Origin of the sequence: Knoellia sp. 3-2P3 (genome assembly GCF_029223115.1) — a bacterium.
Taxonomy (GTDB): domain Bacteria; phylum Actinomycetota; class Actinomycetes; order Actinomycetales; family Dermatophilaceae; genus Pedococcus_A.
This window is the reverse complement of sequence record NZ_JARGZE010000008.1, coordinates 47,298-72,804: the sequence shown is the minus strand read 5'-3', so window position 1 is coordinate 72,804 and position 25,507 is coordinate 47,298. Positions and strand designations below refer to the sequence as shown.

The 25,507-nt window shown below is 72.8% G+C and carries 24 protein-coding genes; 16 read left to right on the top strand and 8 right to left on the bottom strand.

What is annotated here, in order from left to right:
• The first annotated feature begins 8 nt into the window (after positions 1-8).
• A complete protein-coding gene (locus P0Y31_RS18370) occupies positions 9-665 on the top strand; it encodes a nucleoside triphosphate pyrophosphatase (RefSeq protein ID WP_275872089.1) in 657 nt (218 codons plus the stop codon).
• Positions 662-880 carry a hypothetical protein gene (locus P0Y31_RS18365; protein WP_275872087.1) on the top strand — a complete coding sequence of 73 codons (219 nt, stop codon included), beginning with the start codon at positions 662-664 and terminating at the stop codon, positions 878-880. The genes P0Y31_RS18370 and P0Y31_RS18365 overlap by 4 nt, the downstream gene beginning before the upstream one ends.
• Before the next feature lie 21 nt (positions 881-901).
• Here the strand turns inward: P0Y31_RS18365 and P0Y31_RS18360 are convergent, their stop codons facing one another.
• Positions 902-2,506, bottom strand: a complete 1,605-nt coding sequence (locus P0Y31_RS18360; RefSeq protein WP_275872084.1) for an acyl-CoA carboxylase subunit beta — start codon at positions 2,504-2,506, stop codon at positions 902-904.
• A gap of 20 nt (positions 2,507-2,526) precedes the next feature.
• Complete coding sequence (locus tag P0Y31_RS18355; RefSeq protein ID WP_275872082.1) at positions 2,527-3,708, bottom strand: acyl-CoA dehydrogenase family protein; 1,182 nt, start codon at positions 3,706-3,708, stop codon at positions 2,527-2,529.
• A gap of 106 nt (positions 3,709-3,814) precedes the next feature.
• Between P0Y31_RS18355 and P0Y31_RS18350 the strand changes: the two genes are divergently transcribed.
• Positions 3,815-4,213, top strand: a complete 399-nt coding sequence (locus P0Y31_RS18350) for a MerR family DNA-binding transcriptional regulator (RefSeq protein WP_275872079.1) — start codon at positions 3,815-3,817, stop codon at positions 4,211-4,213.
• Here the strand turns inward: P0Y31_RS18350 and P0Y31_RS18345 are convergent.
• From P0Y31_RS18345 to P0Y31_RS18330, 4 genes are all read right to left on the bottom strand, one after another.
• Entirely contained in the window at positions 4,197-4,709 is a 513-nt protein-coding gene (locus P0Y31_RS18345) for a GDYXXLXY domain-containing protein (protein ID WP_275872077.1), read from the bottom strand. The two genes, P0Y31_RS18350 and P0Y31_RS18345, sit on opposite strands and share 17 nt — an antisense overlap.
• Entirely contained in the window at positions 4,706-5,920 is a 1,215-nt protein-coding gene (locus tag P0Y31_RS18340; RefSeq protein ID WP_275872075.1) for a DUF2157 domain-containing protein, read from the bottom strand. The genes P0Y31_RS18345 and P0Y31_RS18340 overlap by 4 nt, the downstream gene beginning before the upstream one ends.
• A gap of 105 nt (positions 5,921-6,025) precedes the next feature.
• Positions 6,026-6,889, bottom strand: a complete 864-nt coding sequence (gene kynA, locus P0Y31_RS18335; RefSeq protein ID WP_275872073.1) for a tryptophan 2,3-dioxygenase — start codon at positions 6,887-6,889, stop codon at positions 6,026-6,028.
• A gap of 92 nt (positions 6,890-6,981) precedes the next feature.
• Entirely contained in the window at positions 6,982-7,818 is an 837-nt protein-coding gene (locus tag P0Y31_RS18330; RefSeq protein WP_275872071.1) for an aldo/keto reductase, read from the bottom strand.
• Positions 7,819-7,955: 137 nt separating this feature from the next.
• Between P0Y31_RS18330 and P0Y31_RS18325 the strand changes: the two genes are divergently transcribed.
• Positions 7,956-8,849, top strand: coding sequence for a CPBP family intramembrane glutamic endopeptidase (locus P0Y31_RS18325; RefSeq protein ID WP_275872068.1), 894 nt, complete (start codon positions 7,956-7,958; stop codon positions 8,847-8,849).
• Between the two features lie 90 nt (positions 8,850-8,939).
• The gene (locus P0Y31_RS18320; RefSeq protein WP_275872065.1) at positions 8,940-10,715 is read left to right on the top strand and encodes a biotin carboxylase N-terminal domain-containing protein; all 1,776 of its coding nucleotides are present in this window, start codon (positions 8,940-8,942) and stop codon (positions 10,713-10,715) included.
• 82 nt (positions 10,716-10,797) lie between these two features.
• Here P0Y31_RS18320 and P0Y31_RS18315 read toward each other — a convergent pair whose 3' ends face one another.
• Complete coding sequence (locus P0Y31_RS18315; RefSeq protein ID WP_275872063.1) at positions 10,798-11,469, bottom strand: Rv0909 family putative TA system antitoxin; 672 nt, start codon at positions 11,467-11,469, stop codon at positions 10,798-10,800.
• A 268-nt stretch (positions 11,470-11,737) separates the two neighbouring features.
• On the opposite strand from P0Y31_RS18315, the gene P0Y31_RS18310 reads away from it, so the two are divergent.
• On the top strand, positions 11,738-13,177 hold the full coding sequence (locus P0Y31_RS18310) for an HNH endonuclease signature motif containing protein (RefSeq protein WP_275872060.1): 1,440 nt from the start codon (positions 11,738-11,740) through the stop codon (positions 13,175-13,177).
• Positions 13,178-13,259: 82 nt separating this feature from the next.
• Here the strand turns inward: P0Y31_RS18310 and P0Y31_RS18305 are convergent, their stop codons facing one another.
• Positions 13,260-14,666: an NAD(P)H-quinone dehydrogenase gene (locus tag P0Y31_RS18305; protein WP_275872058.1), complete on the bottom strand. Its 1,407-nt coding sequence runs from the start codon at positions 14,664-14,666 to the stop codon at positions 13,260-13,262.
• A 52-nt stretch (positions 14,667-14,718) separates the two neighbouring features.
• Here P0Y31_RS18305 and P0Y31_RS18300 point away from each other — a divergent pair, with 52 nt between their 5' ends.
• From P0Y31_RS18300 to P0Y31_RS18255, 10 genes are all read left to right on the top strand, one after another.
• Positions 14,719-15,570, top strand: a complete 852-nt coding sequence (locus P0Y31_RS18300; protein ID WP_275872055.1) for a purine-nucleoside phosphorylase — start codon at positions 14,719-14,721, stop codon at positions 15,568-15,570.
• A 15-nt stretch (positions 15,571-15,585) separates the two neighbouring features.
• Complete coding sequence (locus tag P0Y31_RS18295; RefSeq protein WP_275872052.1) at positions 15,586-17,295, top strand: phospho-sugar mutase; 1,710 nt, start codon at positions 15,586-15,588, stop codon at positions 17,293-17,295.
• A 106-nt stretch (positions 17,296-17,401) separates the two neighbouring features.
• Positions 17,402-18,331, top strand: a complete 930-nt coding sequence (gene deoC / locus P0Y31_RS18290) for a deoxyribose-phosphate aldolase (protein ID WP_345803655.1) — start codon at positions 17,402-17,404, stop codon at positions 18,329-18,331.
• A 29-nt stretch (positions 18,332-18,360) separates the two neighbouring features.
• Complete coding sequence (locus tag P0Y31_RS18285) at positions 18,361-19,809, top strand: aldehyde dehydrogenase family protein (RefSeq protein ID WP_275872046.1); 1,449 nt, start codon at positions 18,361-18,363, stop codon at positions 19,807-19,809.
• Positions 19,806-20,723, top strand: a complete 918-nt coding sequence (locus P0Y31_RS18280) for an aldehyde dehydrogenase family protein (protein ID WP_275872044.1) — start codon at positions 19,806-19,808, stop codon at positions 20,721-20,723. Before P0Y31_RS18285 ends, P0Y31_RS18280 begins: the two co-directional genes overlap by 4 nt.
• A complete protein-coding gene (locus P0Y31_RS18275; RefSeq protein WP_275872041.1) occupies positions 20,720-21,340 on the top strand; it encodes an ATP-binding protein in 621 nt (206 codons plus the stop codon). Before P0Y31_RS18280 ends, P0Y31_RS18275 begins: the two co-directional genes overlap by 4 nt.
• Positions 21,341-21,438: 98 nt before the next feature.
• Positions 21,439-22,554 (top strand): glycerophosphoryl diester phosphodiesterase membrane domain-containing protein, encoded by a 1,116-nt coding sequence (locus P0Y31_RS18270; RefSeq protein WP_275872038.1) that lies wholly within the window; start codon positions 21,439-21,441, stop codon positions 22,552-22,554.
• Positions 22,554-23,243, top strand: coding sequence for a DUF4129 domain-containing protein (locus tag P0Y31_RS18265; RefSeq protein WP_275872036.1), 690 nt, complete (start codon positions 22,554-22,556; stop codon positions 23,241-23,243). Before P0Y31_RS18270 ends, P0Y31_RS18265 begins: the two co-directional genes overlap by 1 nt.
• Entirely contained in the window at positions 23,240-24,454 is a 1,215-nt protein-coding gene (locus tag P0Y31_RS18260) for a DUF4350 domain-containing protein (RefSeq protein ID WP_275872032.1), read from the top strand. The genes P0Y31_RS18265 and P0Y31_RS18260 overlap by 4 nt, the downstream gene beginning before the upstream one ends.
• Positions 24,451-25,500 (top strand): MoxR family ATPase, encoded by a 1,050-nt coding sequence (locus P0Y31_RS18255; RefSeq protein ID WP_275872029.1) that lies wholly within the window; start codon positions 24,451-24,453, stop codon positions 25,498-25,500. Before P0Y31_RS18260 ends, P0Y31_RS18255 begins: the two co-directional genes overlap by 4 nt.
• Positions 25,501-25,507: the final 7 nt, after the last annotated feature.

The window sequence follows — 25,507 nt, the reverse complement described above, 5'->3', positions numbered from 1 at the left end:
TCGCCGCCATGAGCGAGCACCCGTACCCGGTCCACGTCGTCCTCGCCTCGGCGTCGCCTGCCCGCAAGCGGCTCCTGCACGCTGCCGGTATCGAGCCGAGCATCATGGTCAGCGGCGTGGACGAGGATGCCGCGACGGCGGCCGCCGAGCAGACCTACGGTCCCCTCGCCCCGGAGGACCTCGCCCTCGTCCTCGCGCGCGCCAAGGCCGAGGACGTTGCCTCCCAGATCGACGACGCGCTCGTCGTCGGGTGCGACTCGATCCTCGAGCTCGACGGCGACGGCCACGGCAAGCCGGCGAACGCCGAGGAGGCCGTCGCCCGCTGGCAGCGCATGCGGGGCCGCACGGGCGTGCTCCACACGGGCCACTGGGTCATCGACACCCGTGAGGACGACGGCACCGGCGCCACCTTGGGCGCCACGGCCTCCACGACGGTGCACTTCGCCGCCATCGACGACGACGAGATCCGCGCCTACGTCGAGACCGGCGAGCCGCTCCGCGTCGCCGGCTCGTTCACCCTCGACGGGCTGGGGGCGCCCTTCGTCGCCGGCATCGAGGGCGACCCCAGCAACGTCGTGGGCCTCAGCCTTCCGCTGCTGCGCGAGCTCCTCGCCGAGGTGGGCATCGCCTGGCGCACCCTGCGCGCACCGGGGATCCCCACGTGAGCCGCCGTCTCGGCGACAGGCGGCGCGCCGGCATACTCACCGCCCTGGTCGGCCTGGGCTTCGCGGCAGTGGACGCGGCGGCTCGCCCCGAGCCGGGATCGGCGCGCCCGACCACGGCGGCGCGGCTGCGCCGAGCCGGCCTCGTCGCCGCACCCTTCCTCGCCGGCGGCCACGTCATGTTCTGGCGCGGGGTGCTCCCCCGCCGCCGCTCCTGACGGGCCGCCGAGAGGAGCGGCTCAGACGGGCGGGACGTCGCGGCGCTTGGTCGCGAAGTGCCGGTCGCGGGCGCTGGCGTAGCGCAGCCGCAGCAGCAGCTCCGCACGCAGGGCGTCGGCCTCGATGATCTCGTCGAGCACCAGGTCGGAGGCGAGCCGCTCGAGGTCGACGTCCTCCTCGTACTCGCGCCGCTTCTCCTGCACGAAGGCGTCGCGGGCCTCGGCACCCTGCTCGGCCTCGACCGCCGCGATCTTGTTGGCGTAGACCGCGTTCACGGCGGCCTCGGGCCCCATGACGGCGATCCGTGCGGTCGGGAGCGCGATGGTCGCGTCGGGCGCGAACCCCGGGCCGCCCATGGCGTAGAGCCCGGCGCCGTAGGCCTTGCGGACGATGACGCAGAACTGCGGCACGGTCGCCGACGAGACGGCCGACACCATCTTGGCGCCGTGGCGGATGATGCCGCCGCGCTCGACCTCCGACCCGATCATGAAACCGGGCACGTCGGCCAGGTAGATGATCGGGATCGAGAAGGCGTCGCACAGCCAGATGAACCGGGCTGCCTTGTCGGCGCTGTCGGTGAAGAGCACCCCACCCTTGACCGACGAGTTGTTGGCGACGATGCCGACCGTCTCGCCCGCCATGCGACCGAGGCCGATGACGAGCTCGGCGGCGAACAGCGGTTTGATCTCGAAGAACGAGTCGTCGTCGAGGAGCCCGTCGATGACCTCGTGGATGTCGAAGGGCTGGCTCTCGCGCTCCGGGACGGTGTGCCGCGTCAGCGGCTGCGCCGGCTCCTCAGGGTGGTAGGACGGCAGCTCTGAGTGCCAGTTCTGCGGCAGGTACGAGAAGTAGAGCTTGGCCAGCTCGATGGCCTCGGTGTCGTCGCCCGCGAGCAGGTCACCGACGCCGGAGACGGTGCAGTGCATCCGCGCGCCGCCCATCTCCTCCAGCGAGACCTTCTCCCCCACCACCATCTCCGCCATGCGGGGGCTGCCGAGATACATCGACGCGTTGCCCTCCACCATGATGACGATGTCGGTGAACGACGGGATGTAGGCACCACCGGCGGCGCTCGGCCCGAAGAGGCAGCAGATCTGCGGCACCTTGCCCGACAGCGCCACCTGGTTGTGGAAGATGCGGCCCGCACCGCGGCGGCCCGGGAAGAGGTCCACCTGGTCGGTGATCCGCGCACCCGCGGAGTCGACGAACCAGAAGACCGGCAGCTCCTCGCGCAGCGCCATCTCGGTGGCCCGCACGATCTTCTCCACGGTGCGCGCGCCCCACGAGCCGGCCTTCACGGTCGGGTCGTTGGCGACGACGATCGCGGGCCTGCCGTCGACGGTCCCGCGCCCGGTGACGACGCCGTCGGCGGGAAGGCCGTCGGCCATCGCGTTGGCGTAGCGGCCGTCCTCGACGAAGGAGCCCTCGTCGAACAGCAGGGCGATCCGGTCGCGCACGAACAGCTTGTTCTGGGAGTCGAGCTTCGCCTTCGCCTTCTCCGGCGGCGTCGCCGACGCCCGGTATGCCGCGGCGAGCCGCTCGCGGACGTCCGTCACCTTGGCGTCCGCGCCGGAGTCCGGACCGGTGGCGAACGGGGGCTTGGAGCTCGAGGAGGTCACCGGCATACCCTCTCGCACCTCGGCGCTCACGCGGTGGGGAGGCCGAGGTTGCGGGCGATGACCATGCGCTGCACCTCGGAGGTGCCCTCGCCGATCTCGAGGATCTTGGCGTCGCGGTAGAAGCGCGCCACGGGGTACTCCTCCATGAACCCGTTGCCGCCGAAGACCTGCGTGGCGATGCGGGTCGCGGTGACCGCGGCCTCGGTGGAGTAGAGCTTGCAGATCGCGGCGGCCTGCTTGACCTCGGTCACCGAGCGGCGGCCGTGCTCGAGCTCGTCCTTGAGCCAGGCGGCCTTGTAGGTGAGCTGGCGCGAGGCCTCAACCATGACGGCGAGGTCGGCGATCTGGAACGAGACGCCCTGGTTGACGCCGATCGGCTTGCCGAACGCCTTGCGGGTCTTGGCGTACTCGGTGGTCTCCTCGAGCATCCGCTGGCTCATGCCGACCGCGAGGGCCGAGATCGCGATCCGGCCGTCGTCGAGGGTCTTGAGGAACTGCTTGAAGCCGTTGCCCTCCTGGCCGAGCAGGTTGCCCGCGGGGACGCGGCAGTTCTCGAAGGTCAGGCCGTGGGTGTCGGAGGCGTGCCAGCCGAGCTTGTCGTAGGCCGGCTCGACGGTGAACCCGGGGGTGCCGTTGGGGACCATGATCGCGCTGATCTGGGCCGAGCCGTCGTCGTTGGTGCCCGTGCGGGCGGTGACGGTGACGACCGAGGTGATGTCGGTGCCGGAGTTGGTGATGAATGCCTTGGCGCCGTTGATGACCCACTCGTCGCCGTCACGGACCGCCTTGGTGCGGGTGGCACCGGCGTCGGAGCCCGCGTCGGGCTCGGTGAGGCCGAAGCCGGCGAGCGCGCGGCCGGCCACGAGGTCGGGCAGGAAGCGCTCCTTCTGCTCCTGGCTGCCGTAGGTGAGGATCGGGTTGATGCCGAGGCCGACACCGGCCGACAGCGTGATGCCGATCGACTGGTCGACGCGACCGAGCTCCTCGATGGCGACGCAGAGCGAGGTGAAGTCGCCGTCCTCGCCCATGCCGCCGAACTCCTCCGGCACGACCAGGCCGAACAGGCCCAGCTCGCCCATCTTCGGCACCAGGTCGGAGGGGAAGTGGTGGTCGCGGTCCCACTTCGCGATGTGGGGCTCGACCTCTGCCTCGGCGAACTCCCGGACGACCTTGCGGAAGTCCTCGTGGTCCTTGCTCAGCTCGAACATCGTCGTTCCCGCTTCTGTTGATGGGGGTGGCTGTCGGTCGTGGCGGCCGGGGGTGTGGCCGGGGCCGTGCTTGACGTTGACGTAAACGTAAAGCAATATGGGCGCCATGACAACCCCGACCCGGCAGCAGGAGCGGACCTGGACGATCCGCGAGATCGCCGAGGAGTTCGGGGTCACCCACCGCACGGTGCGGCACTACGAGGACCTCGGCCTCATCTCCCCCGAGCGCCGCGGCACGACGCGGGTCTACCACCGCCGCGACCGCACGCGACTGAACCTCATCCTGCGCGGCAAGCGCCTCGGCTTCCCGCTCGAGGAGATCCGCACGATCATCGACCTCTACGACCGTCCGCGGGGCAAGACCAGCCAGCTCGAGTACGTCCTCGACCAGATCGACGAGCGCCGCGCCGACCTCGAGCAGCGGCGCCGCGACATCGAGGACGCCCTCTTCGAGCTCGGCGAGTTCGAGCGCCGCTGCCGCGATGACCTCAGCCGGCTGGGCTGACCTCCACGCCCACCAGCGCCGCGTTGCCCCGGGCGTCGACGCGCACCCGCGCGACGGCCGAGCCCGAGGCCACCGCCCTCTCGACCCCGATCGCCTTGTCCTGCGGGAGGAACCAGCTCTCGATGCCGCAGCGCAGGCGCCACTCGGCGTCGTTGCAGCGCACGTAGGGACCCGAGTCGGGCCGCGTGCGCGTCGCCTCGCCGCCGCGCCAGAGCGCACCGTCCCGCACGAGGGGCACGAACACCTCGCCCCGCTCCCCCGGCACCTCGTCGGGCCGCCAGAAGCCGCCCTCGGAGGAGCCGCTCAGGGTCGGGTAGCCGAGGTCGACATAGGCCCCGCGGAACGGGTCGACCGGGTCGACCGGCTGCACCGCCAGGAGGTACTCGTCGCCGGTCAGGCGTGCCGACAGCGGCCCCGCGACGGCTACACCGACCAGGGCCAGCTGGGCGGCGCAGGCCGCGGCCACGAGCACGACGCGGGAGGGCAGCCGGCTCATGAGACACCTCCCTCGATCGTGGCGACGAGGTGTCGACGGCCGCGGTCGACGACGAAGCCGGAGCCGACCAGCACCGCGCCGACCAGCAGGAAGAGCGTGGCCCCGGAGATGATCGGGGCGAACACCGCGAACGCCTGCACCGTCGTGAAGACGACCAGCGCACCGGTGGCGAGCACCGTGAGCCGTGTCGTGTCCCGCAGGGTGCCGAGCACGGCATACCAGCCGGCGGCGGCGAGGTAGACCGCGACGCTCACGAACGCGTGCAGGTATGCCGTGCCGGTCACCTCGCTGGCGTCCGTCACCCCGGGGTCCCACAGGACGAGCAGCAGCCCGGCCCCCAGGGCGGCCACCGGCGCGACGAGCTCCAGACGGCCCTCGCGGTCGGCCAGCAACAGGGCCGCGGCGGCCGCCACGGCTGCCACGACGAGACCCAGGGTGAGCAGGGCCGGCCAGCGGAAGTCCTCGGCGGTGACGAACGGCAGGGCTGCGGCGAACAACCCGATCAGCACGAGCAGGGCGCCGACCTCGCGCCACGGCACCGCGAACCGTGGCAGCAGGCGGCTGGAGTGCAGCACCGCCACGGACGCGGCGACCAGGCCCCCCACGAGCAGGGCCGCGACGAAGCCCATGCCGCTGTCGGTGGAGTCGGCCACGTGCCAGACGAACCACGCGGTGCTGATGGACAGGCCCACGAGCAGCGGGCTGACGGCGGCGACCGCGTAGGCGTAGAGCAGGACCCCGAGGCCCCAGATGCCGAGCAGGCGCGGCTCGTAGGCCGGCACCTGCAGGCTCTGCGCGGCCTGGAAGACGACCGCGCCGAAACTGAGAGCCGCCAGGACCCGCGCCGCGCCGACGACCGCCGAGCCACCCCATCGCGGCCGGCGCCCCGCCACGGCCTCGGCCGCGGCCGTGAGGCCCAGCCACAGCAGCACCACGAGGGTGAAGCGCAGTCCCGGGGTGAGCCGGTCGAGGTTCGCCGCGACGAGCCACAGCACACCGACGCCGAAGAAGCAGACGCCCAGGCCGAGCAGCAGGCGGACCAGCGAAAAACGCCGCACCGCAACGTATCTCGCACGGATCGCATCGGCGGTCGGCGCCTCGAGCAGACCGAGGTCCTGCCACTGACGGAGCTCGCCCTCGAGCCAGGCGAGCTGCCCCGGCTTCACGGGCGCAGGTGCCGGCGCGGGGCCGGGAACGGGGCTGCTGGTCATCGCGTGCTCCCAGGGTCGGTGGACCGTTGGGGCACAGTGTCGGGCTGCGGCAGCCTGGCGCGCCTGAGTTCTCCTACTTATCCGCCGAACGGCTGGCAGGCGCGGCTACGCGCCGATCCGCGTGCGCACGGCATACAGCTCGGGGAAGAAGGTGAGGTCGAGCGCCCGGCGCAGGAAGTCGACGCCGGAGGACCCGCCGGTGCCGACCTTGTGGCCGATGGTGCGGGTGACGACCTGCAGGTGGCGGAAGCGCCAGTTCTGGAAGTTGTCCTCGATGTCGACGAGCTCCTCGCACGTCTCGTAGACACCCCAGTGCTCGGCGGGGTCGGCGTAGACGGCGGCGAAGACGTCGACGAGGTCCTCGTCCATCCGGTAGGGCTTGGTCACGTCGCGCTCGAGCACCGCGGCCGGGATGGCGTAGCCGCGGCGGTGCAGGTAGCGCAGGAACTCGTCGTAGAGGCTCGGCTCCGCAAGCGCCCCCGCCAGCAGCTGCTGGGCCGCCGGGTCGTGGTCGAAGACGGCCACCATGTCGCGGTTCTTGTTGCCGAGCATGAACTCGACCGCCCGGTACTGGTAGCTCTGGAAGCCGGACGAGGTCGCGAGGAACGGCCGGATCAGGGCGTACTCGCTCGGCGTGAGCGTGGCCAGCACCGACCACTGCTCGGTGAGCTGGTTCTGGATGTGCTTGACCCGAGCCAGGCGCTTCAGGGCGGGTGCGAGGTCGTCGGTCGTCAGCAGCGCGCGGGCCGAGCGCAGCTCGTGGAGCATGAGCTTGAGCCACAGCTCGGCGACCTGGTGCTGCACGATGAAGAGCAGCTCGTCGTGCTGGGGCGGCGTGCTGCGGGGGTGCTGGGCCGACAGCAACCGGTCGAGGTCGAGGTAGGACCCGTAGGACATGCTCGAGGAGAAGTCCCGCTGGATCCCCTCCTCCAGCTCGCGCTGGGACCGTGCGTCGGAGGCGTCGCTCATGGCGCACACCCTAGACGGCACGCCGCGGGGCCGGCAGGTGCGTCCCTGCCGGCCCCGCGGGCCGCCGCCTCAGCGCATTCGGGCGCGACGGCTCACGCCCAGAACGCGTCCGGGTCCGGGCCGGTGCGGTGGCCGCGGTCGAGCTTCTCGATGGCGGCCAGGTCGTCCGCGTCGAGCGAGAAGCCGAAGATGTCGAAGTTCTCGGCGATGCGGCTCGGGGTCACCGACTTGGGGATCACGACGTTGCCGAGGTCGATGTGCCAGCGCAGGATCGCCTGCGCCGGGGTGACGCCGTGCTTGGCCGCGACCTTCGCGATCGTCTCGTCCTGCAGCACGTCGCCACCCGATGCCAGCGGGCTCCACGCCTCGGTGACGACCCCGTTGGCGGCGTGGAACTCGCGCAGCTCGGTCTGCTGCAGGTAGGGGTGCAGCTCGACCTGGTTGATGGCCGGCAGCTCACCGGTCTCGTCGAGCAGCCGCTGCAGGTGCGGCACGTGGAAGTTGCAGACACCGACGGCGCGCACGCGACCCTCCTCGCGCAGGCGGAGCAGTGCCTTCCAGGTGTCGACGAAGGCGTCCTGCTTCGGGGCCGGCCAGTGGATGAGGAAGAGGTCGAGGGTGTCGAGCCCGAGGCGCTTCATCGAGGCGTCGAACGCGGTGAGGGTGGAGTCGAAGCCCTGGTCGTCGTTCCACACCTTGGTGGTGACGAAGAGCTCGTCTCGGGGCACGCCGGCCTTCGCGATGGCCTCGCCGGTGCCCTCCTCGTTGCCGTAGATCCGGGCCGTGTCGATGCTGCGGTAGCCGGTCTCGATGGCGGTCGTCACGGCGGCGACCACCTCGTCCTCGGGCACCTGCCAGACCCCGAAGCCGAGCTGCGGGATCTCGATGCTGGACGTTCCGGCGGACAGGGTGAGGTTCGGGACAGTCATGTCCCCGACTGTATGCCGCGTGGCGGCGGCGCATCTCGTGGGCCGCCTGCCGGGACGGCGGGGAACAAGACGAGAACGTGCGGTGTTGAAGGCGCCATCGAGGGGGCGGTGCCGAACCGCTGCGGAGGGACCCCGAGATGACCCGCACCACTCCCGCCGAGCCGCCGCCTCCAACGGGGACCGAGCGGCCCGAGGGCCTCGCCCGGCGACGCCCCGTCGCGACGTTCCTGCTCCTGGCACTGGGCATCGGCTGGCCTGTGCTGGCCGTCCCCGCGATCGGTGGACTGCCGTTCGAGCCGTTCCTCCTCGTCCTCGTCTACGTCGCCCTGCTCGGCTCGGCGCTGCTCGTGACCCGCTGGGCGGACGGCCCCGGCGCCGTTCGCCGGCTGCTCCGCCGGACGCTGGCCTGGCGCGTCGGCGTGGGCCGGTGGGCGGTCGTCGTGCTGGCCATGCCCGTGCTCACGCTCGCGGTCGCCGCGGTGTCGGGCACGCTGCAGGACCCGGAACGGAGCTCGCTGGCCGCCACCGGCTTCTACCTGTTCGACATCCTCGTCTTCGGCACCCTGCTCCTGAACCTCTGGGAGGAGACCGCCTGGGGCGGCTTCGTGCAGTCGCGCCTCATGGCCGGTCACGGCCTGTTCCTCGGGTCACTGCTGACGGCACCGGCGTTCGCCGCGATCCACGTGCCCCTCCTCTTCGAGCCCGGGTGGACGTGGTCGGAGGTCGCGGGCGGGCTGGCGCTGCTGTTCGGCCTCGCACCGGTCTACCGCTACCTGCTGGGCATGCACCTGCTCGACACGGGAGGCAGCGTGCTCGTCATCGCGGTCCAGCACGCGTCGTGGAACACCGCCACCCGCATGGACGAGGTCGACGGTTCGTGGCAGGCCGTCGTCGCCGTCGTCGTCCTCACCGTGGCACTGGCCGTCCATCGCCGCGTGCGCCGGTCCGGCCGTCCGACGGGGGTGGAGGCCGAGGAGGCGGCCGCGCGGACGTGGCTGGCACCCGCGGCGCAGGTCCCCGGACAGCACTGATCCGGGCGCCCACGGCATACCGCGCAGTGTTGGCGACCCCACATCCCGCGGGTGGTCCTGACGCCGCGACAAGACGCTAGGCTCCGCGCCATGGCGCCCATCAGCAAGGTTCTCATTGCCAACCGCGGCGAGATCGCCGTCCGCATCGCACGTGCCTGCAAGGACAGCGGCATCGGCTCCGTGGCGGTCTACGCCGACCCCGACCGCGACGCGCTGCACGTCAAGGTTGCCGACGAGGCCTTCGCGCTGGGCGGGTCCACCCCCGGCGACAGCTACCTCGTGCAGGAGAAGCTGCTCGACGTGGCCAAGCGCGCGGGCGCCGACGCCGTGCACCCGGGCTACGGGTTCCTCGCCGAGAACGCCTCCTTCGCCCAGGCCGTCATCGACGCCGGGCTCACCTGGATCGGCCCCTCCCCCGAGGCCATCGACAGCCTCGGCGACAAGGTCAAGGCCCGGCACATCGCCGCCAGGGCCAAGGCCCCCCTCGTGCCCGGCACCCCCGACCCGGTCGAGAGCGCCATCGAGGTCATCGACTTCGCCGAGAAGCACGGCCTGCCCGTCGCCATCAAGGCGGCCTACGGCGGTGGCGGCCGCGGCCTCAAGGTCGCCCGCACCCTGGAGGAGATCCCCGAGCTGTTCGACTCGGCGACCCGCGAGGCGGTCGCCGCGTTCGGACGCGGGGAGTGCTTCGTCGAGCGCTACCTCGACAAGCCCCGGCACGTCGAGACCCAGTGCCTGGCCGACATGCACGGCAACGTCGTCGTCGTCTCGACGCGCGACTGCTCGCTGCAGCGCCGCCACCAGAAGCTCGTCGAGGAGGCGCCTGCGCCCTTCCTCTCCGACGCGCAGAACGCCGAGCTCTACCGCGCCTCCAAGGCGATCCTCAAGGAGGCCGGCTACACCGGCGCCGGCACCTGCGAGTTCCTCGTCGGGCAGGACGGCACCATCTCCTTCCTCGAGGTCAACACCCGGCTGCAGGTCGAGCACCCCGTGACCGAGGAGGTCACGGGCATCGACCTCGTCCGCGAGCAGTTCCGCATCGCGAACGGCGAGCCCCTCGGCTACAGCGACCCCACCCCGCGGGCGCACTCGATCGAGTTCCGCATCAACGGCGAGGACGCCGGCCGCAACTTCCTTCCCGCGCCGGGCACGGTGAGCGTCTTCCAGCCGCCGTCGGGCCCGGGCGTCCGGCTCGACAGCGGCATCGTCGAGGGCGACACCATCGCCGGCGCGTTCGACTCGATGCTCGCCAAGCTCATCGTCACCGGCCACGACCGCAAGCAGGCCCTGCAGCGGGCCCGCCGGGCGCTCGCGGAGTTCACCGTCGAGGGCATGCCCACCGTGCTGCCGTTCCACCGCGCGGTGCTCGACGACGAGGCCTTCGACCCGGCCGACGCCGGCGAGCCCTTCACCGTGCACACCCGGTGGATCGAGACCGAGTGGGACAACACCATCGAGCCCTACAGCGGACCGGTGGCTGAGGCCCCCGAGGAGCAGGGCGAGCGGCAGACGGTCGTCGTCGAGGTCGGCGGCAAGCGCCTCGAGGTCGTGCTGCCCGGCGGCCTGAACCTCGGTGGTGGCGGTGGCGCGGCGGCCAAGAAGAAGGCCCCGAAGCGCTCCGGTGGCGGCAAGGCCGGCGCCGCCGTCTCGGGTGACTCCCTGACCGCCCCCATGCAGGGCACCATCGTCAAGATCGCCGTCGAGGAGGGCCAGGAGGTCGCCGAGGGCGAGCTGATCGTGGTGCTCGAGGCGATGAAGATGGAGCAGCCGATCAACGCCCACAAGTCCGGCACCATCACCGGCCTGTCGGCCGAGGTGGGCCAGACGGTGACCAACGGCGCGGTCATCGCCGACATCAAGGACTGAGCCACGCGGCACACCCGCGCAGCGCTGCGGCCCGTCACCCACCGGGGTGACGGGCCGCTCTGCGTCAGTGGTCGGGGCCGGGTTAGCGCTCCTGCAGCCCCCCGGTGTCGGGCTGGTCGCCACCGGGGGTCCCGGGAGCCGCCTGCTCCTCGCCCTGCTGGGTGGGGCCGCCCTGGGGCAGCGGCTCGCCCCCACCGCCCTGGGGAGCGCTGTTGCCGGCGTCGCTGCCGCTCTCGGGGCGCAGGTCCTCGTCCAGCGGCCCGCCGGGCTGGCCGGGCTGCTGGCCGTCACCCGGCGTCAGGGGCTCGTCGAGCGACCCCGGCCGCTGGGCGTCGTCACCGGGCAGCGGCTGCGGGTTGGGCGCGGGGACCTCGTCGGAGGACGCTTCCTGCTGCGGGAACGGACCCGGCTCGGGCACGGGGGTGGGTCCCGGCTCGGGCATGGGCGTGGGACCGGGCTCCGGCACCGGCGTGGGACCGGGCTCCGGCATCGGGGTCGGCCCGGGCTCAGGGACCGGCTTGGGACCGGGCTCGGGAAGCGGCTCCGGGATGGGCTCGCCCGGCACGGGCTGGCTGCCCTCTGGCGGCAGGCCGAGCTTGTCGCGAAGGGCGTCGCCGCCGCGGTCGACGTGCTCGGAGTACTTCCCGCCGGTTCGCTGGTCGACGACGTCCTCGACCTTCTCGATCGCGCTCGCAGCCTGCTCCGGGTTGCCCTTGACGAAGTCCTTGACCTTGTCCATGAATCCGCCGGCCATGTGTGCCTCGTTTCTGTGGGGTTCAGCCTTCGTATCGACCCTAGCGACGGGTCCCGGAGACGGCTCGCCGAGCGACCGCCGGCAGGTATGCCGTGTGCCCACCTCTGCTTGCCCACACCCCCGCGTCCCGCGTCCCACTGTCCACAGGCGGACACAACAAGGTTGACGACGGGCGCGCCAAATGCATTGGCGTGCAACGCTGTTCGACACCGCATGGGGCTCGACTCTTCACGTCCGGTTGTCGGTGCTCGCGTCTAGTGTTCTTCGCATGACAGGGGGCATGTCGTTCGCGAAGCGCCGAAAGGCACTCGAGCTGGCGAGCCGTGCCCTGGATGGCCTCGACGGCGAGCTCTGGCAGGTCCAGGGCGCTGAGCTGGGCCCGTTCCTCGCCCTGGTCGACCGGCTCGGCGCCCAGGCTGACTCTGCCCGGGTGGCGGTGGTCTGCGAGGCGGTCGAGCGCGGTGAGACCGGCGACAAGCCGGGCGCGGTGCACGCCTGGCTGCTGGAGTGGGCGCCGTCGCTGCGCACCGGGGGTTCCGCGCAGGTGGTCAAGGTGGCCGACGCCTCCCGGCAGCAGCGGTACGACCAGCTGCGGCAGGCCCTGCTCAAGGCGCGGGTGCCGGTCGGCAACGCCGCCTGCGTGGTGGACGAGTTCGAGCGGCTGCGGCACCGGTTGCACCCCGAGGCGCACGAGGACGCGATGGGGGTGCTGGTTGCCCTGGCCGAGACGGGGCGGCGGCGCGACATCCGGCGGCTGCGCCAGGACCTCGTAGCCAGGTTCGGCCACCATGGCGAGCTGCAGGCCGAGCAGGACCGGCTGCGCGAGCGCACGTCCTTGTCGCAGCCGGTCGGTGACGGCGGCGGTCTGTTCGACTACCACCTGGTCGTCGACGCCGAGGCCAAGGCGGTCATCGAGGGCGCCGTCGGGGCGCTGTCCGCACCGCGGCCGGTCGAGGGCGAGCCGGACCGGCGCCCGTCCGGGCAGCGGCGGCTGGAGGCGCTGCTCGACGTGGTGCGCCGCGGGGTGGCCTCCGCCGACGGCGTCGCGACGACACCGAAGTCGCAGCTCTTCGTCACCATGGCACTCGAGGACCTCGTGGCGCGAGCCAACGCCGGCGCCGTGGTCGGCTCGGCCGACGCCGGGTCGCTGCTCGGGCCCGAGACGGTCCGGCGCCTGGCCTGCGACGCCGGCCTGATCCCTGTGGTGCTCGGCGGCCGGGGCGAGGTCCTCGAGATGGGCCGCAGCGCCCGCTACTTCACCGAGGCCCAGGTGCGCGCGCTGTGGCTGCGCGACGGAGGCTGCTCGTTCCCCGGCTGCACCGTGCCGGCCGCCTGGTGCGACGCCCACCACCTGTGGCACTGGTGCGACGGCGGGCCGAGCGACCTCGACCACGGCGCCCTGCTCTGCGGGCGACACCACACCGTCGTGCACGCCAAGGGCTACCACGGTGAGGTCAGGGACGGGCAGGTGCACTGGGACCTCACGCCCGGCGCCTACGACCACTGGCTGGCCCAGCGCCGCGCCCGAGCCGGCGACCTGGCGGCGGGAGTCGACGCGGCGGGTGTGGATGTCGACGCGGAAGCCGCGGGTGTCGGCGCCGCGGTCGTCGGCGACGAACCTGACGAGGCCCCGGTCCGCGCGTACGACATCTGGGGCGAGCTCACCACTGACGCGGGCGACCCCGAGCTGCCGCTGTGGCGACCATGACCGCGCCCCACACCCCGCCCGACACCGGCGGGGTCACCGCCATGTCCGGACTCGGCTGAGAGCGAGGACTGACCCGACCGCGCTACTGGGGGGCGTGCAGCTGGCGGGCCGCCTCGGCCACCGACCCCGACAGCGACGGGTAGACCGTGAACGTCCCCGCCAGCTGGTCGACCGTGAGCCCGTGCTGCACGGCCAGCGTGACGGGGTAGATCAGCTCGGAGGCGCGGGGCGCGACGATCACACCACCGACCACCGTGCCGATCCCCTTGCGGGCGAACAGCTTCACGAAGCCGTCGGTGATGCCCTGCATCTTCGCCCGCGGGTTCGTGGCGAGCGGCAGCATGAGCGAGTCGGCGTCGACGAGGCCCTCGTCGACGTCCTTCTGCGAGAAGCCGACCGTGGCGATCTCCGGGTCGGTGAAGATGTTGGCCGAGACCGCCCGCAGGTTGATCGGGTGCACCGCGTCGCCGAGGGCGTGCGCCATTGCGATGCGGCCCTGCATGGCCGCGACGGAGGCCAGCGGCAGCACCCCGGTGCAGTCGCCCGCCGCGTAGATCCCGCGCACCGAGGTCCGCGAGACGCGGTCGACGGCCACGTGGCCCGAGGGCTTGAGCTGCACGCCGACCTCCTCGAGGCCGATGCCGTCGGTCTGCGGGATCGAGCCGACGGCGAGCAGGGCGTGGCTGCCCTCGACCTCGCGCCCGTCCTCGAGCCGCACCAGCACGCCGGTCTCGGTGCGCTCGACGGCAGCCATGCGCGAGCGGTCGAGCACCTCCATGCCCCGCTTGCGGAAGACCTCCTCGATCACCGTCGCGGCGTCGGCGTCCTCCCCCGGCAGCACGCGGTCGCGCGACGACACGAGCGTCACCTGCGACCCGAGCCCGAGGTAGGCCTGCGCGAGCTCGGCGCCGGTGACACCGGACCCGACCACGACGAGCTTCTCGGGGAGCTCCTTGAGGTTGTAGATCTGCTGCCACGTGAGGATCCGCTCGCCATCGGGCTGCGCCGTGGGCATCACGCGCGGCGTCGCACCGGTCGCGAGGAGGACCACGTCCGCCGCGACCTCCTCGACGCCGCCGTCCGCGAGCTCGGCCCGCACCAGCGACGGCGACACCAGGCGCCCCGTGCCCGGCAGCACCCGCACCCCGTCGGCCTCGAGGCGGCGACCGATGTCGCGACTCTGGGCTGCGGCGAGGCTCATGACGCGCCGGTTCACGGCCACGAGCTCGGCCACCGAGTCGGCGACCTCGTCGCCCTCGGTGTCCTCGAGGTGCACGCCGAGGTCGGCGGCGGTCTCGAACTGCGACATGAAGTCCGCTGTGGAGATGAGGGCCTTCGACGGCACACAGTCGGTGAGCACCGCCGCACCCCCGAGGCCGTCGCGGTCGACCACGGTGACCTTCGCGCCGAGGTGCGCTGCCACGAGGGCCGCCTCGTAGCCGCCGGGGCCACCGCCGAGGATCACGACTGAGGTCTCAGGTGCATTCACGGCCCCATCCAACCATCCGGCGGTCGTCGCGACCGTGGGTAGGCTTCCCCCCGTGATCGAGCAGAGCGGCCCCGCGTCGGGCACCCCGGACCTCAACGACCCAGCGACCGACCCGTTCGAGGTGGCCAGGGCCGCCGCGTCGGTCATCGCCGAGCGGACCGGTGCCGAGCGCCACGATGTCGCCCTCGTCCTCGGCTCCGGGTGGGGCCAGGCCGGCGACCTCATCGGCGAGACGCTCGCGACGATCGACAACGCCGACGTCCCCGGCTTCGCCAAGGCCGCCGTCGAGGGCCACACCGGCACCATGCGCTCGGTCGCCATCGGCGACACCGGGCGGCGTGCCCTCGTCTACGGCACCCGCACCCACTTCTACGAGGGCCGCGGCGTGCGGGCCGTCGTGCACGCGGTGCGCACCGCTGCGGCTGCCGGCTGCAAGGCCATCGTGCTCACCAACGGCTGTGGTGGCCTCAACCCCGCGTGGGGTCCGGGCACGACCGTGCTCATCCGCGACCACATCAACCTGACCGCCCACTCCCCCATTGAGGGCGCCAACTTCGTCGACCTCACCGACCTCTACGCGCCGCGCCTGCGCGAGGTCGCCCGCTCGATCGACCCGACTCTCGACGAGGGCGTCTACGTGCAGTTCCGTGGCCCCCACTACGAGACTCCGGCCGAGGTCCAGATGGCCAAGGTCATCGGCGGCGACCTGGTCGGCATGTCCACCACGCTCGAGGCCATCGCCGCCCGCCAGGCCGGGATGGACGTGCTCGGCATCTCGCTCGTCACGAACCTCGCCGCCGGCATCAGCGAGCAGCCGCTGTCGCACGCCGAGGTGATGGAGGCCGGCCAGGCCGCAGCCGGGCGCTGCGGCCGGCTGCTCGCCGACATCGTCGCCGCCATCTGAGAGGACGAGACCGAGATGACGTATGCCGGCAGGCACGGACGCGCCGACAACGGCGACGAGGGTGCGCAGCACCACGACGAGCTCATCGAGGCCGCGCAGGCCTGGATCGACGACGACCCCGACCACGAGACGAGGGTGGAGCTCGGGGAGGTGGTCGCCCGCGCCAAGGAGGCCGACGCCGCTGCCCTCGCCGACCTCGCCGACCGGTTCGGCGGGATGCTCGAGTTCGGCACCGCAGGGCTGCGCGGTGCCCTCGGGGCCGGGCCCAACCGGATGAACCGCGCGGTGGTGATCCGCGCGGCGGCAGGCCTCACGGCATACCTGAAGGAGCAGGACGCCGAGCCCTTCGTCGTCATCGGCTACGACGCCCGCCGCAACTCCGACGTCTTCGCCCGCGACACCGCGGCGGTGGTGGTTGGCGCCGGGGGCCGTGCGTCCGTGCTGCCGCACACCCTGCCGACTCCCGTGCTGGCCTTCGCGATCCGCCACCTCGGCGCCGACGCGGGCGTCATGGTGACCGCCAGCCACAACCCCCCGCAGGACAACGGCTACAAGGTCTACCTCGGCGACGGCAGCCAGATCGTGCCGCCCGCCGACTCCGGCATCGCCTCCCAGATCGCCCGGGTCAGGGCCGTCGCCGAGGTGCCGCTCGCCGACGACGGCTGGGAGACGCTGGACAACGAGGTGCTCGAGGCCTACGTCGACGCCACCGCGGCGATCGTCGCGCCGGACTCCTCCCGCGACGTCAGCATCGTGCACACCGCCCTGCACGGGGTCGGCAGCGAGACCGTGCTGAAGGTCTTCGAGAAGGCCGGCTTCCCCGCCCCAGCGCCCGTGGCCAGCCAGCAGCAGCCCGACGCCGCCTTCCCGACGGTGTCGTTCCCCAACCCGGAGGAGCCCGGCGCGATCGACGCGGCGCTCGAGCTGGCCCGCGAGGTGCAGCCCGACCTCGTGCTGGCCAACGACCCCGACGCCGACCGCTGCGCCGTCGCCGTGGTCGACGACGGCGCCTGGCGCATGCTGCGCGGCGACGAGGTGGGTGCGCTGCTCGGCGCCCATGTCCTGCAGCGCGGCGTCGCGAAGGATGCGGTGTTCGCGAACTCGATCGTCTCCTCGCGCCTGCTCGCCGCCATGGCGGCCAAGGCAGGCATCCGCCACGAGGAGACCCTCACCGGCTTCAAGTGGATCGCCCGCGTGCCCGGGCTGCGTTACGGCTACGAGGAGGCGCTCGGCTACTGCGTCGACCCGGCCACCGTGCGCGACAAGGACGGCGTGAGCGCGAGCCTGCTCATGGCCGAGATGGCGGCGGGGCTGAAGGCCGAGGGCCGCACCCTCCTCGACGTGCTGGACGACCTCGCCGTCGAGCACGGCGTGCACGCCACCGACGCCTTCTCCGTGCGGGTCGCCGACCTCGCCCTCATCGGCTCGGCGATGGACAGGCTGCGGGACAACCCGCCCACCGAGGTCGCCGGCACGGCGGTCGAGCGCGCCGACGACCTGTCGGCGGGCAGCGACGCCCTGCCGCCCACCGACGGCCTGCGCTACTACCTCGCCGACGGATCTCGCGTCATCGTGCGACCCTCCGGCACCGAGCCCAAGCTCAAGGTCTACCTCGAGGTCGTCGAGCCGGTGGACGGCCGCGAGTCCCTGGCGGGCGCCCGTGAGCGGGCGACGGCGCGGTTGGCCGCAATCCGCCAGGCGATGCAGGGGCTCACGGGGGTCTGACCGCACTCTGAGACACCGCTAGACTCGTTCGGTGAGTACCTCCACCGCACCGCGTGACGCGGTCGACGCGACATCCCGTGCCCGTGACCTCCTCGGCGTCTCCCGCCTGACCAACGAGTCACTGACCTCGTGGCTGCACGGCCTGCCGGGTGTCGACCAGGTCGGGTGTGAGGCCCGCGCCGCCATGCTCGGCACCCGCTCGATCAAGACGACGTCGAAGGCGTGGGCGATCGACCTGGCGATCAGCATGATCGACCTGACCACGCTGGAGGGCGCCGACACCGCCGGCAAGGTGCGGGGCCTGTGCGCGAAGGCGCTGACGCCCGACGCGACCGACATGTCCACCCCCCGCCCCGCCGCCGTGTGCGTCTACGGCGACATGGTGCCGGTCGCCCGTGAGGTGCTCGGCTCCAGCAGCGGCGTCAACATCGCGGCCGTGGCGACCGCCTTCCCGTCCGGGCGCGCGAGCATGGCCGTCAAGCTGGCCGACACCCGTGACGCCGTGGCCGCCGGGGCAGACGAGATCGACATGGTCATCGACCGCGGTGCCTTCCTCTCGGGCCGCTACCTCGACGTCTTCAACGAGATCGCCCAGGTGAAGGAGGTCTGTGGCGACGCTCGGCTGAAGGTCATCATGGAGACCGGCGAGCTGGTCACCTACGACAACGTCCGCCGCGCCTCGTGGCTCTCGATGCTCGCCGGTGGCGACTTCATCAAGACCTCCACCGGCAAGGTCTCCCCCGCCGCCACCCTGCCCGTCACCGTCATCATGCTCGAGGCCGTGCGCGACTGGCTCTCGCTGACCGGCGAGATGGTCGGCGTGAAGCCGGCCGGCGGCATCCGCACCAGCAAGGACGCCATCAAGTTCCTGGTGGCGGTGAGCGAGGTCGCCGGCGACGACTGGCTCGACCCGCACTGGTTCCGCTTCGGCGCCTCGAGCCTGCTCAACGACCTGCTGCTGCAGCGCCAGCGCATGCGCATCGGCGCCTACTCCGGTCCCGACTACGTGACCGACGACTCCCCCAGCCTGTACTGACCCCTCGCGGACCAAGGAACCCCCACCTCATGGCCAAGTTCGAATACGCACCGGCCCCGGAGTCCCGGGCCGTCGTCAACCTCAAGCCCTCCTACGGGCTCTTCATCGGTGGCGAGTTCACCGAGACCGAGGGCGGGTCGGCGTTCAAGTCGATCAGCCCGTCCAGCGAGGAGGTGCTCGCCGAGGTCACCGAGGCCTCGTCGGCCGACGTCGACCGCGCCGTCGACGCCGCTCGCCGCGCGTTCAAGGGCAGCTGGGGCCGCATGTCCGGCGCCGACCGCGGCAAGTACCTCTTCCGCATCGCCCGCATCCTGCAGGAGCGTGCCCGCGAGTTCGCCGTGCTCGAGAGCCTCGACAACGGCAAGCCGATCCGTGAGAGCCGCGACGTCGACGTGCCCCTGGCCGCGGCGCACTTCTTCTACCACGCAGGCTGGGCCGACAAGCTCGAGTACGCCTCGCTCGGCACGAACCCGCGCCCCCACGGCGTCGTCGGCCAGGTCATCCCGTGGAACTTCCCGCTGCTCATGCTGGCGTGGAAGATCGCCCCGGCCCTCGCCGCGGGCAACACCGTGGTGCTCAAGCCCGCCGAGACGACCCCGCTGACGGCGCTGCTGTTCGCCGAGGTGTGCCAGCAGGCCGACCTGCCGGCCGGCGTGGTCAACATCGTCACCGGCGCCGGCCCCACCGGCCAGGCCATCGTCGACCACCCCGGCATCGACAAGCTCGCCTTCACCGGCTCGACCGGCGTCGGCAAGATGATCGCCCGCGCCATCGCCGGCACCCGCAAGAAGGCGACGCTCGAGCTCGGCGGCAAGGCGGCGAACATCATCTTCGACGACGCCCCCATCGACCAGGCGGTCGAGGGCATCGTCAACGGCATCTTCTTCAACCAGGGCCACGTCTGCTGCGCTGGCTCGCGCCTGCTCGTGCAGGAGTCCATCGCCGAGGAGGTCGAGGCGCGCCTCAAGCGTCGCCTCTCGACCCTGCGCGTGGGCGACCCGCTCGACAAGAACACCGATGTCGGCGCCATCAACTCCAAGGCGCAGCTGCAGCGCATCACCGAGCTGACCGCCGCCGGCGAGGCCGAGGGCGCCACCCGCTGGTCACCCGAGTGCGAGCTGCCGAGCAAGGGCTTCTGGTTCCGCCCGACCGTCTTCACCGGCGTCAGCCAGACGCACCGCATCGCGCAGGAGGAGATCTTCGGCCCGGTGCTGTCGGTGCTGACCTTCCGCACCCCGCACGAGGCGGTCGCCAAGGCCAACAACACCCCCTACGGCCTCTCCGCGGGCGTGTGGACCGAGAAGGGCTCGCGCATCCTCTGGATGGCCGACCAGCTGCGCGCCGGCGTGGTGTGGGCCAACACCTTCAACAAGTTCGACCCGACCAGCCCCTTCGGCGGCTACAAGGAGTCGGGCTACGGCCGCGAGGGCGGTCGCCACGGCCTCGAGGCCTACGTCACGACGGGAGACACCAAGTGAGCCCGACCACCGGCGCCCCGAGCCGAGTCGAGATCAAGAAGACCTACAAGCTCTACATCGGGGGCAAGTTCCCCCGGTCCGAGTCGGGCCGCTCCTACGAGGTGTATGCCGGCGGCGGCACCTCCGGCGCCTTCCTCGCCAACGCGGCGCAGGGCTCCCGCAAGGACGCCCGTGACGCCGTGGTCGCCGCCCGCAAGGCGGTCGACGGCTGGGCCGGCGCCACGGCCTACAACCGCGGCCAGGTGCTGTACCGCGTCGCCGAGGTGATGGAGGGCCGCCGCGCCCAGTTCGTCGCCGAGGTCCGGGCCAGCGAGGGTGTGGGCGAGCGCCAGGCCGAGGCGCTCGTGGGCCAGGCCATCGACCGCTGGGTCTGGTACGCCGGCTGGAGCGACAAGTACGCCCAGGTGCTCGGCGGGCTCAACCCGGTGGCCGGGCCGTACTTCGACATCTCGGCCCCGGAGCCGACCGGCGTGGTGGCCGTGCTCGCCCCGCAGGCGTCGTCGCTGCTCGGGCTGGTGTCGGTGCTCGCGCCCGTGGTCGTCTCGGGCAACAGCGCGGTCGTGCTCACCAGCGAGCACCGCCCGCTGCCGGCGATCACGCTCTCCGAGGCGCTGGCCACCTCCGACGTCCCCGGTGGGGTCGTCAACATCATCACGGGCCGCACCGCCGAGGTGGCCCCCTGGCTGGCCTCGCACCGCGACGTCAACGCCATCGACCTCGCCGGCGCGGCCGGCGCCGAGGGCGTCGCGTGGGGTGACCTCGAGCTGGCCGCCGCCGAGAACCTCAAGCGCGTGGTGCGCCCCGCCGGCACCGGACCCGACGCGGTCGAGCCCGACTGGACGGCGACGCCCGACCTGTCACGGCTGAGCGCGTTCCTCGAGACCAAGACGGTCTGGCACCCCAAGGGCCGGTGACCGCCCACCTCGCCCGCGTCGTCGTGCTTGCCGGCCCCAGCGGGGCCGGCAAGTCACGGCTGGCGGGCCGCCTGAAGGACTCCCACGGCTGGCCCATCGTCCGGCTCGACGACTTCTACCGCGACGAGGACGACCCGCAGATGCCCCGCAGCGAGGAGCTCGGGATCATCGACTGGGACCACCCGGACTCCTGGAACCGCCCCGCCGCCCTCACCGCGCTCGACACCCTCGTGCGGCACGGCAGCGTCGAGACGCCCGTCTACGACATCTCGGCCAACCGGGCGGTCGACACCACGGTGGTGACCGCCCGGCCCAGCGACATCGTGCTCGCCGAGGGCATCTTCGCCGCCGAGATCATCCCCGACCTGCACCAGCTCGGCCTGCTCGCGGGAGCGTTCTGCGTGCACCACCACCGCTGGGTGACCTTCGCCCGCCGGCTCACCCGTGACCTGGCCGAGCGCCGCAAGCCACCCCTCACCCTCGTGCGCCGGGGGCTGGCCCTGGCGCGCGAGGAGCCGGCGCTCATCCGGCGCCAGGAGGCCCTGGGCGCCGAGCCCGCCCGGGCCGCCCACCTCGAGAGCCGGCTCAGCGCGCTCGCAGCCGGCGTCTCGGCCTGATCACGACATGCGCACGACGTGCTCGGGCCACCGGTCTCCGGCCCGTGTGCGCTGGTAGGTTTCGGGTGACCGCGAGGGCGGCTGGCTGAGGGGGTCAGATGACTGAGGGCATGGTGCCCGGCGGGGCCCAGGGTTCCGCGCCGGGCTGGAGTGCCCCCGGCGCCCAGCCGACGGGCACGACCGGTGACGCCGGCCACGGGCCGGTGGGCACGGCATACCCCTCCCCCGCGCCACCGGGACAGTGGGGCGTCGCCCTGCCGACCCACAAGCCGGGCATCATCGCGCTGCGCCCGCTGAGCCTCGGCGACATCGTCGAGGCGAGCTTCGCGTGCCTGCGCCGCAACCCCCGCACCTTCCTGGGCCTGGCCCTGGTGACCTCGCTGGCCGTGCTGCTCGTCATCGGCGTGCTGGGCGGGATGGGCTACCTGGTCGCCACCTCCCTCGAGAGCGGTGACGCCCTCGACCTGTTCCTGGCCCTCGGGCTGACGTCGTCGTTGGCGGCGCTGCTGTTCCTCAGCTCGGCCACGTCCATCGCGCTCTCGGGGATCCTGGCCTACCCGGTCGGCGAGGCCGTGCTGGGACGCAACGTCTCCATGGGCGAGACCTGGCGCCGTACCCGGCGCTTCCTGCCCCGCCTCGTCGGCCTCTGCGCGATCCTGGTCGTCCCGCCGACGGTGGTGTTCGGCCTGCTGCTGGCGCTCATCATCTGGGGGTTCGCCGACGGGGCCGCGGCCGCCGGCGCGCTCGGCATCGTCGCGGTGCTCTGCCTGGCGGTGACCACCACCTGGCTGGGCATCCGGCTGGCGCTGGCGACCCCCGCCCTCGTGCTCGAGGACCTAGGCGTCATCGCGTCGCTGCGCCGTTCGTGGCGCCTGACGCCGGGGCTGTTCTGGCGCACCTTCGGCATCCTCCTCGCGTCCAGCATGCTCATCGGGATCGTGCAGTACGTGCTGTCGTTCGCACTCCAGCTCGGCGGCATGGTGCTCGGTGTCGCCCTCGACTCGATGGTCAACGGGGCTGGCGCCGAGACCGTCGCCGGCCTCGTGGTGGCCGGCGCCAGCGTGCTCGGGAGCCTGCTCAGCGGCGTGCTGACGCAGCCGTTCCTGGCGGCCGTGCTGGCCCTGCTCTACACCGATGCCCGGATCCGCAAGGAGGGCTTCGACCTCGCGCTCGCCCGGGCTGCCGCCGACGCCGCCCACGTGCCCTCCCGCTGATGCCGTCCGCCGCCCTGCCCCTCCTCTCCCACCTCGCGGCGGGCCTCGACCCCGACAACGCCGAGGCGCGCCAGTGGCTCGAGGAGGAGCTGTCCCGGCCGGCCTACCGCGAGCACAACGACCCCATCGCCCGCGCCCTCGACGCCATCGAGCGGTTCATCGACGCCCTGCTCAACGCCGACCCCAGCGCAGGGGGTGCGCTGCCCGCCGGTGTGGCCGGCCTGGTCACCGCGGCGCTCGTGGCCCTGGTGCTGTTCACCCTGCGGTACGTGCGGCGGGAGGCCCGGCGGGCACCGGCCGGAGGTCCGGTGCTGCTGGGAGACGAGCGCCTCACCGCGATCGAGCTGCGTGAGCGCAGCGCTCGGGCGCTGGCCGCGGGCCGGCACTCCGACGCGGTGCTGGACGCCATGCGCGCTCTGGCCCAGGGTGGCGCCGAGCGCACCCTGCTCGACGACGCACCCTCGCTGACCGCCCACGAGGTCGGCGAGCGCCTGGCCGACCCGTTCCCCGCGCACCGGGACGAGCTGCGGTGGGCCGCCGACCTCTTCGACGCGGTCGCCTACGGGCACCACGAGGCGACCCGCCAGCAGGCTGAGCGGATCATCGCCCTCGACCGCGCGGTGGCGCGTGCCCGACCCCTCTCCCGGTCGGCTGCCGTGGCCGCCACCAGCGCCGGGGGCACGCCATGAGCCTGACCGTCTGGGACCGGCCGGAGGCCGAGCGTGCGGCCGCCGGCCAGCCGGACCCCGTCGGCACGGGCCCGCAGGCCCGGCACCGCCGCCGGGTGGTGCGGGCCGTTGTCGTCCTGGTGCTGCTCCTCGTCGTCGCGGTGCTGCTGGCCATCCGCGGCCGGGGCGGCAACGACGACCCCCTCGACCCCCGCAACGCGGGCTCGGACGGCGCCCAGGCGGTGGCCCGGGTCCTCGACGAGCGCGGCGTGCGCGTCGACGTCGCCCGCGACCGCGACGCGCTCGAGTCGCTCGACACCATCGACGCTGACACCACCGTCGTCGTGACCGAGCCCTCGGCCCTGTCCGAGGAGACCGCCACCGCCCTGTGGACGCAGGTCCGCTCGGCGCGGCGGCTCGTGCTCGTCGAGCCGAGCCGCTTCGTCCTGCAGGCGCTCAGCGTGGAGGTGTCCCCCGCGAGCGGGGGCTCCCCCACCCGGTCGCTGCGGGCCGGCTGCACGCTCGCCGGCCTCTCCGCCGCCGACACGATCACGGCCGGTGGCCCCGCCTACACGACCTCCGTCCCCGACGCCGCGCGCTGCTTCTCGTTCGAGGGTGCCTCGGCGCTGATGTCCCTGCCGGCCGGGCCCGACGCCCCCGAGGTCGTCGTGCTCGGTGCCGGAGGGGTGCTGACCAACGGCGAGGTCACCCGCTACGACAACGCAGGCGTCAGCCTCCGCCTGCTCGGGCAGGGCGACCGGCTGGTCTGGTACATCCCCTCGGTCCTCGACGTCTCGGCCGACGACACCACCCCGGAGTCGGAGCTCCCCGCCGCCCTCGGGCCGCTGACCTTCCTCGCCCTGGTCGCCGTCCTGGCCCTGATGCTCTGGCGGGGGCGACGCTTCGGCCCCCTGGTCGCCGAGCCGCTGCCGGCCGTCGTGAAGGCCATCGAGACGACCCAGAGCCGCGGCCGGCTCTACCGCAAGGCCCGCGACACCGCCCGCGCTGGCACGGTGCTGCGCGCGGCCACCACCCGGCGCCTGGCGACCTACCTCGGCCTGCCGGCCGGCACCTCGCCTGAGGTGGTGGCGCAGGCCGCAGCCTCGGCGACCGGCCGGCCGCTCGCCGAGGTGCACGCGCTGCTCGCCGGCCCACCGCCTGCGGACGAGGATGCGATGGTCACCCTCGCCGACGACCTGTCCACCTTGGAGAAGGAAGTGCACCGACCATGACGGACCACCCCCACAGCGCCGTGACCGACGCCCCGGCCGGACATGGGCAGCCCGGGCACGAGCAGAACAGCCGCGGGCAGGACGTCCGCGGCCGGTCCGAGCAGGCCCGGCGCGCGCTGCTCGCGGTGCGGGCCGAGGTCGGCAAGGCCGTCGTCGGCCAGGACGCCGCCGTCACCGGCATCCTCATCGGCCTGCTGTGCCGCGGCCACGTCCTGCTCGAGGGCGTCCCCGGCGTGGCCAAGACCCTGCTCGTGCGCAGCATCGCCGCCGCCCTGGACGTGCAGACCAAGCGCGTGCAGTTCACGCCCGACCTCATGCCGGGCGACGTGACGGGTTCTCTGGTCTACGACAACGCCACGTCGGAGTTCTCCTTCCGCGAGGGCCCGGTGTTCACGAACCTGCTGCTCGCCGACGAGATCAACCGGACGCCCCCGAAGACCCAGGCCTCGCTGCTCGAGGCGATGGAGGAGCGCCAGGTGTCCGTGGACGGCCGGCCCCGGAGGCTGCCGGTGCCCTTCATGGTCGCCGCCACCCAGAACCCGGTGGAGTACGAGGGCACCTACCCGCTGCCGGAGGCCCAGCTCGACCGCTTCCTGCTCAAGGCCGTGCTGCCACTCCCGCCGCGGGAGGACGAGGTGGCGGTCATCGCCCGGCACGCCGCCGGGTTCGACCCGCGCGACCTCGCCGGGGCGGGACTGCGCGCGGTCGCGTCGGCCGACGACCTCACCGCGGGCAGCGAGGCGGTCGCGCACGTGGAGGCCTCGCCCGAGGTGATCGGCTACATCGTCGACATCGCCCGCGCCACCCGCCACTCCCCCTCCCTCTCCCTCGGGGTCAGCCCTCGCGGCGCCACCGCCCTGCTCGCGACCAGCCGGGCCTGGGCCTGGCTCAACGGACGCGAGTTCGTGACCCCCGACGACGTGAAGGCCCTCGCCCAGGCGACGCTGGCCCACCGCCTGTCGCTGCGGCCCGAGGCCGAGCTGGAGGGCGTGGGCGTCGCCGCCGTGCTCGACAGCGCCATCGGCTCTGTGCCGGTCCCCCGCTGAGCTGCCG